Source organism: Variovorax sp. YR752, assembly GCF_943372545.1.
Genome location: NZ_CALRZC010000020.1, coordinates 52,534 through 63,258 on the forward strand (window position 1 = coordinate 52,534; position 10,725 = coordinate 63,258).

Consider the following 10,725-nt stretch of genomic DNA (forward strand, 5'->3'; position numbering starts at 1 on the left):
TTGGTCTGAACGATGGGCTATGGTGGCCGCGATGCCGCCCCCGTCAAGACTTCGGTCGAGAGGCCGCCCCAGGCCCGGCCCCGCTGCGCTGTCGAAGTCGATCGAGATCTTCTCGGAGGATTTCAAGCTCCTGAGGTTCCTGCTGCTGGTCAACTTCGCGTTGATGGCGGTCTTCGTGTCGAAGGCCCTGGACCGCGTGTCGTCGGTCCAGCAACAGCAGTCCTATCCAAAGACGGCCATGTGGGCGGCGCTCGCCGAAAGCACGCTGACCACGCCAACGCGGATCCTGATCACCACCTGGCCCCGGCCCGAGTACAACTCGCTCGAGGTCGAGCTCGTCCCGCCTGCAGGCGGGCAGAAGATCCCGCTGGCGCTGGCCGTCGCGCAGGCGTTGGACTACCTAGTCGACCAGGGGGTGTACGCCAGAAACGGGTACTTCGACGTGGCCTCGTCGAACGCCAAGGCGAGCTTCTCGCTGCGCGTGGCGGGTCTCACCTGGCGCAACCCCATGTACCTCGACGCCCACCGGCAGGCCGCCCGGGACTCGGCCCTGTTGCTCGAGAGGCCAGGCGGCAGGCGGGCTGGCGAACTTCGGGAACTCGAGGATCTGCTGCACCAACGCTGCCCCCAGCGGCCGAGCGGTGTCGAGCTGCGCGTGATCCGCTCGGACCTTCCGCTGCCCCAGCTCGCGGATAAGCCGACCCATCGGCTGCGCGTGGGCGGCGGCGTGTCCGAGCTGGCGGTCCTGCACAGCTCGCTGCCGCTGCTCGCGAAGTCTTTCCAGCCGACTGATCAGCTGCGCTACTTCCTTTTGCGCGACACGCAGGCTGTGCACGAGCCGCTCCAGTGCGAGCGCATGTTCGTTCCGTTCCTCTACACCGAGGGGCGGTCCGGGCCCGACGAACTGATGCCCATCCCGAGCGCCGAAAGCCCAGACCTCGCGCGCGTGCTGGAACCGTCGCTGGCGGCGGTCGCGAAGGCCCAGTCGGAACTGGAGTCCAGCAGCACGAAGGTTCTTGAAGGCATCGAAGTCACGGGTGGGGCGCTGCTCATGCTGGTCCCGCCGTTCATGCTCTTCATTCTGTTCGCCATCTCGCTCGTGCTGAGGCGGCTGCGCAGCCTCTCGACGCTGTCCACGTCGATGCGCCTGGCGCTGTTCGGCCTGCCGAGAGTGTCCGCCCGGCTGTCGCCGGTCGATGGCCGCGTCCTGCGCTGGACCGAGCGGGGGCTGCGCGCCGTCGCGCTGTCGGTCCCGGTGTTGGCCACGCCGCTCGCGCTCGCGCTCAGTCCTTGGTTGCTGCTACTGCCTGCCCGGGGCGGCATCCCGCCGGCCGCGCTGGTTGACACGCCATGGATCCTCCAGTCTGCGGAACTGCTGGCGCACGAGCCCGTGTGGGTGCTGCTGCTGCTGGCGAGCCTGGCGGTGTCGGCCCACATCCTGTGGCTGATATTCGCGCCGACCCGTCCGCCCGCCCAACCGGCGCCCGCGACGGCGTGCCTGCGGATCGAGCGTCCGTCCGCCGGCGACTTTCCGTTCTACCGCGGCCAACCGGTCGCGGTGTCCGGGGCCCGGTGGGTCATCGTGCTGGCCAGCGTCGCGCTCGGCTTCGCTGCGCTGGCCGCGCCGATGTCGTGGAGCGCCACGACGCTCGGTGGTTTGGCCAGAGCGACCTTGTTCTTCGGCATGCCGCTCGCGGCGCTCGCCCTGGCGGCGGGAGGCGCCTGGACGGCCATCTTCCGTCGCCCGAGGCTGCGCGACCTTGGCTGGGTGATCGGCCTGGCCCTGCTGAACATCGTGGTCACGGCGTTGGTCACCGTGCTTGCGCGCGGTGTGGTCGACCTGAACGTCAATCCCGTCGGCCAGATGCTGGTGGGGGCCCCCGGCGACGAACGCTTCCTATTCTTCCTCGGCACGCTACCGCAGCTGTTCGGCGAGGAGCTGGTCTCGGTGCTGCTTTTCCTGGCCCTGCTGTGGCTGTGTCACGGCCGGCTCGGCCTATCGCGCGGGAGGTCGCTGGCCTTCGCCTGGCTCGGTGCCGCCCTGGTCTTTGGCGCGTTGCACCTGCCCTCCTACGGCTGGGACCTCGCGCGGTGCTTCGTCGTCATCGGTAGCGCTCGCCTGGTGCTACTGGCCGGCTACGTGGCGACGAAGAACATCTGGGTCTCGACCGGCGCTCACGTCGTCAACGACTGGCTGCTGATCGGTGTGCTGCTGTTGACGCAGTCGGCCGGGGAGGTAAGGTTTTGAAGCATCCCCGCAGTGCGGCGGCGCAAGCGACGTTAGGCCACGGACACGATCCGGTTGCGGCCCGCCTGCTTCGCCCGGTACAGCCGGCGGTCCACCAGATCGATGAATCTGTGGGTCCTGGCCCGCCGTTGGGATCGCCGTGCCCACGCCCATGCTGACCGTCTGCAACTGGCCGAGGGGCGAGTTGCCCTGCAGGATTGGGCCCTTGAACACAGCCTGCCGGCAGCGGTCGGCGACGGCGGCGGCCGCGGCCTCGTCGCTGGCGGGCAGCAGCACGAACTCCTCGCCGCCGTAGCAGGCAAGGAAGTCGCGCGGGCCGCTGGTCGTGGCGGCCAGCGTTTGGGCCACGCGGCGCAGGCAGTCGTCTCCTTCGAGGTGGCCGAGCAGATCGTTGAAGCGCTTGAAGCAGCCGACGTCGAACGAGGGCAGCGATAGCGGCTGCGTGATGCGGCGCTCCAGCCGCTTGCGGCGGGCTTCCTTGTGGCTGTATTCGCGTTCGACCGTCAGCTTTGCGGCGGCCAGATCCGGCCGACGTATGTCGCCGGTGGGTCGTCCAGCGCCGGTCAGGTGCCGGCGATGACGGGCAGCACTACGACGTAGAGCGGACGGCCGGAAGGCGACGTCGCCTAAGCAACGCATCGCTGACCCTTGCCGTCGGCTGCTCAGCGGCTCTAGCCGGCCACAACCTGCTGACGGCTAAGGACGGCTCTTCGTTACCGTAGAGTTGGACTGGGCGCCGGAGCGTCGGGTTTCGTTGGTACTTGCTGGTCTGGTACTGAACCCGCAAAATGACGTGAACTTCGAGCCTTGGAGCAATGCTATGCGTTCGATGGAACAGTTCAGGGAAGACTTTGTCAGCTTGGTTAGCGCGCATGACCTGAATCAACGGTTTGGCTTGACGCGGGTGCGTCTCCATCCACAGCTTCCGCGTGGCTGCGCCTACCTTGAATCTGAGAACGTAGATCGAACCTTGAGCATCCAGGTTGTCCCCGATGGGGAATTCCCAGGAACAATCAATGCTGCGTGGTATCTCCGGGACCATGACGTCTCGGGGCCGTCGCTAGTCAAGGTTCAGCCCTGCGCGCACCAAGTACCGTACGAAGGCTACGACCCTGTGCTGTCCGACCCATGTGACTACCCCGAGTTTGCCGACGCGTTTGTCGACTTGTTGCGGCGCTATCGCTTGGGATCAGCGTATGGGTTGTCACTGGTGCATCGTCACTTCGACATGAGCGACGATGAAGTGCTGTTAGAGACACCTGTGGACGCGGTGTCCGCCACCATCGCAGTCGTCCCGCGGCATTGTGTCAGCGCTCACGCAGCCCTAGTTTGGCGCGTTGAGCGGTCGCGTGCACAGGGTCCCGTCCTGAAGCCGATGCATTTCAGTACCGCGGCGTACGACGTTTAGAGCCACGCAGAAGGTCCTTGCCAACATGCAAGACCCAAAGAGCGTCGTCTTTCGCGACGGCGAAGACTTTCCTTCCCAGTTCCGACAGATCTCTTCCCCGCGTGCTGGCCTCGGGTTCTTGGTGTCCATTGCATTCTTTGCGTGCATAGTTCTGCTGAACATCGTTAGAGACAACCAGCTTTATGCGGCGCCTGCAGACAGCATCTTGGCAACGTTGTTGGGATTGCAGTTGCTGAGTACAGATGCTGCGTTTACGTTACTCGCTGCCCTGCTAGCCGGATATCTTGGATATCGCCAATTCTCGCTATCACAGCTGCCGTTTCTGAGCTACAACGGATTCCGAAGTGCGAACTCCACCTTGGACAAGGCCGAGGGCCAGCGGTTCTACACTGTCGTTCTGCGAAATGGGGGCGGCGGCCCCGCTCGGATTCGAAGCACAAAATATCGCGTGAAGAATGTCGACGGAACCTTTTGCTATGGATCTGACTACGCTGCAGTAATGCACTTCCTAGGTGAGAAGGGGCTAATTGAAGGTAAGGACTTCATGCTATATCGCCTTAGTCCAGGGGAGACAATTCGTGCAGGCGGCGATTGGCTCTTGCTCGAGATCGTGGAATCCGTGGCGCGGCGACAGATTCTGGCGCTGGACGTCGCGATCGAAGTCAACAGTGTTGTCGGCGGCGTGTTTAGTCGGGAGATCTACTGCATCCCACGTCGCTGGGTTCGCCAGAGAGAGGGCGCGGCTCCGGAAGTTGGTGGCGCGCTACCAACTGTGGCTGAATCCCCTACCGAGCCTCTGACAGGGCACCCCGCTGCGCTCACGGGCAGTCTCGCGCCGCCTGCTGCCACCGCTCCAGCAGGATGTCCTACGGCTCAGTAAGACTAGTCTGGCGAAATGCAGTTGCCCTCAGTGCGCGGCTTCGATACGAGCCCGATTCAAATCGATGACGCGGAAAACTGGGCCACGTACGCTTGTCTCGAAGTGGTCAAGGCTTTAAGCAGTTCCACATTGAGCAGCGTAGAGGATGTGAGGGCCCATATTGAGCGCTCGCAGAGTGTCCTGCCAGGTTTACCTACTAGGTTTGCGCTGCGAGTTCCAGGCAATGCGGCCATAGTGTCGACGGTTGGATTTCACACCATATCCTTGACCAATGGAACGGCAGAAGTGAGTTACGACGTCACGCCGTCGTACTGGGGTAGAGGCATAGCTACGGCGGCGTGTCGCGCCGCGACGCGATGGGCGTTCGAAACTGCCGGCTGGCATCGTGTTCAGGCCACAATGCTCCCTGCAAACGTGCCTTCTCGCCGCGTAGTGGAGAAGTGCGGATTTCTCAGAGAGGGTCTCGTACGCAATCTCAGGCTTGTGCGGGGTCGACCGGAGGATTTCTGGCTCTATTCGGCGATTCCAGGAGAGGTTACGCCGGAGGCCACGCGGGCACCTGCGGAGTAGCCCAAACGTCTGCTCCTGACCGTGGAGTTCGGCGCGACGACCAACAGCGCGAACAGCGTCGCTCCACCCACGGAAAATAGACTTGGGTCTCTTCGCACCCGCAATCGACGCACCGGCAGTTTTCGTAGCGCAGGTGTCGCACGACTTTCGGCGTCCAAGCGCCACCGGGCGCACTAGCCCCATCCTCACCCAGGCCACGCGACGGCAACATCTCCCACGTTTCCACACGAGGCTCAGCGTGGTCACCCTCCACACGTACATACACCTGTCCGTCGGACGACAGCATGGCGCGCATCGCCGGATCAGCAAAAACGGGAGGCAGGAGTTCCGAGCCGGGAGCCGGCATATTCTCGTGAGCACAGATCTCCGTGGCGACTCGACTCGACCATCGCCTACTTTCCCTTGCTGCCCTGCTTCTCCGAGGTAGATCCAACAACTAGGAACTCTGCCGGAAGCCCGAGTTCCTCACGAAACTCGCGCACCTTGAGCTCCTCGTGTGAGCGTCGGATCAGTTCTTCTTCGCTTGATTCGAAATCGAGCACAGACTGGCGCATGGCCGATCCCCATGTGCTACCGACTAGAAAGCCGAGCGAGAACAGCAGAATCAGTCCCGACACCCGTGTCGATGCGGCCTGATTCACAGCCTTCCCCACCAGCACCGCTGCAACTGCCCCTAGTAGAGTGAGTACGGCCGGCACGACTGCCGCGACGGCCGATTCGCGACTCAAGCCCGTCAAGTATCCGGACACCAGACCCAGAAGCAAGAATGCAGTCAGAGGCAAGACAATTGCCCCGGGGGCAGTAACAGCCGGCTTGGCGAACCGCAAAAAGGTGTAGATCGCGAGACCAGCCAGCGTAGCGAGCGCGGGGATAGGCACCAGCGTCCACCATAGCGTCCAGTCGGTGAGATAGGCCGGAATCATGCCCTAAGGTCGGGAGTCTTCTTGACAGGTTGGTTTGCTGTCGTACCGGGTCTCGGACGAGTCGAGAGTTCAGTGATCGCACTGTCGACACACCCCTTGAGCACGGAGATCTCCCCGTCCTTCAAGCCGGCGGGACCGTTGCTCGCATAGGCCGCAGCCAACCGCCGGCACTCCGGACCTTGCTGCTCCAACCGAACTAGCGGCTTCCTTGCAGACGCTGAGCCTGCCGCACTCGCAGGACCTGAACCGGGCGCTTGCCACGTCTTGTCATCAATGCACTTCCGCATTCGCGCGTGATCCACCAGAGGCATGAGTGCGGGTTCGTCGCGGAATGCAGCCGCAAGCGCAGGACAATTCGGAGCTGGCGCAGCTTCGGCCGACACCGCAAAGAGCGCGATCAGGGGTGCAGAGAGGCGGCGCAGCATTCCTTCCTCCTTGTTCGGGCGTGCCGTCTACCCGCGCACCCCAATGGGCGACAGGTGGGACCCCATGATGGGCTCGCCACCGGGCGTGCCCTCGCGCGGTGGACTGCACGGCTTGCAGGGGTCGTTTAGCCCGTCACCGGGCTTGCCGCCTCCCCGCCCCTTGCCGCGCGGGAGGCGGAAGTCGACAGTCTGCCGATGCGGGTACCATGGGAGCAACTGTGGATCGATGTTCTGACAACGGATGACGAGGTCGTCATAGTCGTTGTCGGCGTATGTAGGCCAGTTGTCATCGATGCCCAGGACCACGACCAGCCCGTCGTCGACGTCGAAGGTCGTGGTTCGGCGGATGACGCGGCTCGGCTGCCAACCCGAGTTGACGTTGTCGTTCCACTCGAGGGTCAAGGTCCACTCGGCGCCCGAGATCTGCAGCCGGGGACTGCTGACATCACCTGGGTAGACACCATCGACCCGGTCGGAGCCGCTCACGATGTAGCGCTGCGAGTACGCCGCGTCCTTGCTGACCACGTCGATCAGCCATGTGCCGTAGAAGGTCTCTGACATGGGTGCCTCGTGGGACTAGACGACAAATGCGTTGCGCGACTCGGAGACCGTTCGCCTCATGGCACCGGAGCCCAGCGTCAGCTCGAGCTTGAGCAGCCAGTTGCCGACCAGAGTCCCGGTGGCCGAATGGTTTCCGCCCAGCGGCAATCCGATCTGGACGGAGGTCGCGCCGGCAGGCGACGTGATGGTCAATGACACCTGCGTCGCCGCCGGGTTGTCCTTGCAGTCCCAGGCGACATCGATCGGCTGCCCCAACCCCGCGGCCCTGGCATCGAAGCGCCAGATGATCGGCCGGACGACCTCGAGGCCAGTGCGTCGCGAGAACGTGCTGGAGAACCCATCGAGACGTCCGTTGGCCGTCACGCGAGACAGCGCACCTCTGAACCTGGCGAGCCCTCCCCCAGGCGCAGCGGGAGAATCCCCGAACAGTCGCTCCGTAACGGCCTGGGTGGCGGTGTGCCGCTGGCCCCAGTGCAGCACGCCCCCGAAGTTCGGATCGTTGGCCACTGTCAGCGCGAAGTTGATAAGTTCCGTCGTACCTCGGACGTCGCGCAAGCCCGCCACCTCGATGGCACAGACGATCTCCGTCGCGGTACCGTTCGGTCGGAAGCGGCGTTGCATGCCGACAAAGGCCTGGGTCGGACGCATGAAGCGCAGTGACGCATAGCCGACGAAGGCCGCCCCGGAAGCCACCTCCTGCGCGATCTCGAAGGCGATGATCGCATCGACGAACGCGACCAGCATTGGATCGGTGATGTCGAAGAAGACCTCGATCGAGTCGACGTTGAAGTTGCAGCTGCGGTCGCGGTAGTCGTGGCCGTCCATGACCGCATAGCTGATCGCCCCGAAGTTATGGTTCTTCTGCTGGTCTTTGAACACCTCGAAGACGATCATCTGCCAGATGAACAGCCCAGCCATCCGTTCCGCCGGATCGGGCCGGTCAAGCAAGGTCGACCGAACATCGTTCATCGTCTCACCGAAGCGATCGCCTCCCGCCGCGGCTGCAGCTGCGATCAGCGCGGCGAGTGCGATGAGCAGGATCGCGAACGCCGCCAGCAACCCGAGCAATGGGGCCACACCGGGGATCACCGCTGCGCCGGCCGCGACTGCCGCGATGGTGGCCCCGATGGCTGCGCCATTGGTCGTGACGAAGTCACGGATCTCGCCAGCGACGACGTTCAGGACCCCCATCACGAAGTCGCCGCTCGTGCAGGCCCGCTCGAGGAAGTTCGGCGGCAGAGACGCGCCCAGCATGGAAGGGTCCGGGCTGTACGCGAACTCGGTCCCGGCCATGTCGAATGTCGGCGCCGCGCGGAACCCGTTGATAACCGGCGGAGTCGGCGCGACCGCGTCTCCACGCCTCGCCCGGCGTCCGGCAGGAAGGGGGTTCACCGCCACGGTGTCGTTGACGCGCGCCGTGTTCCAGCGCTTCGTGACTCCCGCGAGGTGGCGCGTGAAGTTTGCGTGTGGCGTCAGCGAGACGGCCACCTGGAGGAAGCGGTTCGTGCCGCCGGTGGCATGCGGGTCCATGATGTCCCGGTACAGCGTACTGCTTGAGTCGCTGATGAGAACCTTGATCTCTTCCCAGGTGACAGGCGATCCGTCCGCCTTCGTGACGCGCCGCTCCTGGTGCAGGCAATACTGGGGTACCGCCGCCAGGACGACCGAGTAGACGATCCCGAAGCGGCCCGCGCTGATGAGAACGGCGTTGAAGAGGTTGTCGTCGTAGTGCACGAAGAAGTTCGCAGGCCCGCCGAACTGGTCCGTCCCGAACAGCGCGATCAGTGCGTCGCGGTCTGTGAGGCGCTGCCCCAATGGTCCGAGGCGCTCCGGTTCGATCCAATGGTGCTTGCCCCCATCGGCCACGAGGTGAAGCGCCAGCACGCTGTCCGCGATTGGGGGAAGGTCGAAATCTCCGCCATGCGTTCCAGTGTTCAGTGCTCCGAACACGGTCTGGCCACCTGCACCGCCGAGTGTCCGAAATCCCCACGAGCCCAGGAACTCCGCGTTGCCGAACTTGTCCCGCAGTTCGCTGGCAAGGCTCTCCGGCACCGTGTCGCCGGCATCGAGCTCGCTGTAGGCCTGAAACACCCGCTTCCCGGTCTCGAAGTGAATCGGGTAGATCTCGTCGCTCGCATTGCCGAGGATGCCGCTGAACGGTTGCGGTCGAACGTTGGCGAGGGCGGCCTTAAAGGCATGCGAGAGACACCCCGGCACGACGTTGTAGAGCGTGCGATCCATGGCCTGATGCTGTCCCGTCGGATCACTGGTCTCGACGAACACTGAGTCGCTTATGGCCGCCTGCGACAAGGCCCAGTGACTGCCCGCCGCACGAATCCGCTCATGCGCCTTCCGGAAGCGACAGATCTCGATGCACTCCTCGAGGGACCGGGGATAGACCGTCCGCGGCGCACTGGGGACCACGGGCATCGCGACGTCGTCGTGTTTGCGGGTCCAAACTTGGCCCGCCACCTCGTCCAGTGCCATCGTCGCCCCCTCTCGGCGTCCTCGACGGTCACGAGGATCTGAGCGGTGTGCCCAGACAATGTGATTTGGAGAGCGCCGATTGCAGCGTGGCGGCGGGCAGTGCGGGTGTCATCATCAATATTGAGGACTGTCGCCGAATCAAGGCCGGAGTGCGGTGCCTATTGGCAACGCGCTTTTGCCGTTAGAAACTCCGAGCACAAGTTGGCCTTGGGGCGTTGAACTTCCGCTTTGCGGTAGGCATAGCGACGAACCGGTTCTGCATAAAGTTGTCGGACAGCCATGTCTGTCGCGCCAGTTCCCAGATCAGCTGATGCCCCCGCCGCCAGCCTTCCTGGAGTGGCCACTCTTATCCGCGCTGGCTTGAAGGAGCCGAAGGACCAGCTTCCCGTGCGCGGCGCGCTCTCCGAAGTCGCCATCGCAGCGCCGCGAGAGCCCGCGGCTGTGTCAAGCCCTTCGGGATGGGGGCAGGTCTACCCACAAAACGTCGCAAGAGGCCTCTTTCAGGCCTTGCTGAGCCGGTATACCAACACTTCCGCTCACCGAAGCATGCGCGCTCACTCGCACAGAGAGGCTAGCAACACTTTCCTTTCCGGATAGCCCTTCTGATACGACCCCCCGCAGCGCCAGCGGCCCGGCGGAGCCGGTTCCGCGGTGGCCGATTGATCCTTCAAGTTCTGCGCGGTGTGGCCGATAGGCCTGGGATGACCCGTCCCGCCTCCGCCCGCGTCGCCGCCATCGAACACGAGATCGACGCCGCGCGGCGCAACGGCCCGCTGCGCCAGATCGTCGTGCCGCCCTGCCCGGAACTGCTGACCCGCCTGCAGCGGGCACTGGACGCCGCCGAACCCGACCTCAACGAGGTGGCGCGCATCGCGAATGCCGATGTCGCGATGGCCGCCACGCTGATCCGCAACGCCAACGGCGCGATGTTTGCCGGCACCTCGCCGGTGGCCTCGGCCGGCCAGGCGATGAACCGCCTCGGGTTGCGGCAGAGCGCCGCGCTGATGACAGGCTTCCTGGCCCGCAACGCCTTGCCGGTGCGCAGCCCGCAGCTCACCGGCTTCTGGGAGCAGTCGACCCGCCGCGCCCAGGCGCTGGCCTGGATCGCCGGCCAGTTGCCGGGCCTGTCGGCCGACCTGGCCTACAGCTACGGCCTGTTCAGCCACGTCGGGCTGCCGGTGCTGATGCAGAGCGTGCGCGGCTACGCTGCCACGATGATGGAG

General features: G+C 64.6%; 7 protein-coding genes. 4 read left to right on the forward strand and 3 right to left on the reverse strand.

The genetic code is table 11. The features are described from left to right. Positions 1–19: 19 nt before the first annotated feature. The 3 genes from AAG801_RS07325 to AAG801_RS07335 all read left to right on the forward strand — a co-directional run bounded on the left by AAG801_RS07325 (position 20) and on the right by AAG801_RS07335 (position 4,536). Entirely contained in the window at positions 20–2,248 is a 2,229-nt protein-coding gene (locus tag AAG801_RS07325) for a type II CAAX endopeptidase family protein (protein WP_341887797.1), read from the forward strand. Positions 2,249–2,350: 102 nt separating this feature from the next. Then, positions 2,351–2,683 (forward strand): hypothetical protein, encoded by a 333-nt coding sequence (locus tag AAG801_RS07330; RefSeq protein WP_341887798.1) that lies wholly within the window; start codon positions 2,351–2,353, stop codon positions 2,681–2,683. Between the two features lie 998 nt (positions 2,684–3,681). Continuing rightward, the gene (locus tag AAG801_RS07335) at positions 3,682–4,536 is read left to right on the forward strand and encodes a hypothetical protein (protein WP_341887799.1); all 855 of its coding nucleotides are present in this window, start codon (positions 3,682–3,684) and stop codon (positions 4,534–4,536) included. A gap of 962 nt (positions 4,537–5,498) precedes the next feature. Here the strand turns inward: AAG801_RS07335 and AAG801_RS07340 are convergent. The 3 genes from AAG801_RS07340 to AAG801_RS07350 form a co-directional block, all read right to left on the reverse strand. Further along, positions 5,499–6,029: a hypothetical protein gene (locus tag AAG801_RS07340; protein WP_341887800.1), complete on the reverse strand. Its 531-nt coding sequence runs from the start codon at positions 6,027–6,029 to the stop codon at positions 5,499–5,501. Between the two features lie 452 nt (positions 6,030–6,481). Further along, complete coding sequence (locus AAG801_RS07345) at positions 6,482–7,015, reverse strand: hypothetical protein (protein WP_341887801.1); 534 nt, start codon at positions 7,013–7,015, stop codon at positions 6,482–6,484. Positions 7,016–7,030: 15 nt separating this feature from the next. Next, positions 7,031–9,502 (reverse strand): hypothetical protein, encoded by a 2,472-nt coding sequence (locus tag AAG801_RS07350; RefSeq protein ID WP_341887802.1) that lies wholly within the window; start codon positions 9,500–9,502, stop codon positions 7,031–7,033. A gap of 701 nt (positions 9,503–10,203) precedes the next feature. Here AAG801_RS07350 and AAG801_RS07355 point away from each other — a divergent pair. Further along, the coding region (locus AAG801_RS07355) for an HDOD domain-containing protein (RefSeq protein WP_341887803.1) at positions 10,204–10,725 on the forward strand (522 nt) is incomplete at its 3' end.

Bases quoted from the DNA above. Each gene is read 5' to 3' on its own strand.
- AAG801_RS07330 (WP_341887798.1), top strand. From the start codon at position 2,351: ATGAATCTGTGGGTCCTGGCCCGCCGTTGGGATCGCCGTGCCCACGCC.
- AAG801_RS07325 (WP_341887797.1), top strand. From the start codon at position 20: ATGGTGGCCGCGATGCCGCCCCCGTCAAGACTTCGGTCGAGAGGCCGC.
- AAG801_RS07335 (WP_341887799.1), top strand. From the start codon at position 3,682: ATGCAAGACCCAAAGAGCGTCGTCTTTCGCGACGGCGAAGACTTTCCT.
- AAG801_RS07340 (WP_341887800.1), bottom strand. From the start codon at position 6,029: ATGATTCCGGCCTATCTCACCGACTGGACGCTATGGTGGACGCTGGTG.
- AAG801_RS07345 (WP_341887801.1), bottom strand. From the start codon at position 7,015: ATGTCAGAGACCTTCTACGGCACATGGCTGATCGACGTGGTCAGCAAG.
- AAG801_RS07350 (WP_341887802.1), bottom strand. From the start codon at position 9,502: ATGGCACTGGACGAGGTGGCGGGCCAAGTTTGGACCCGCAAACACGAC.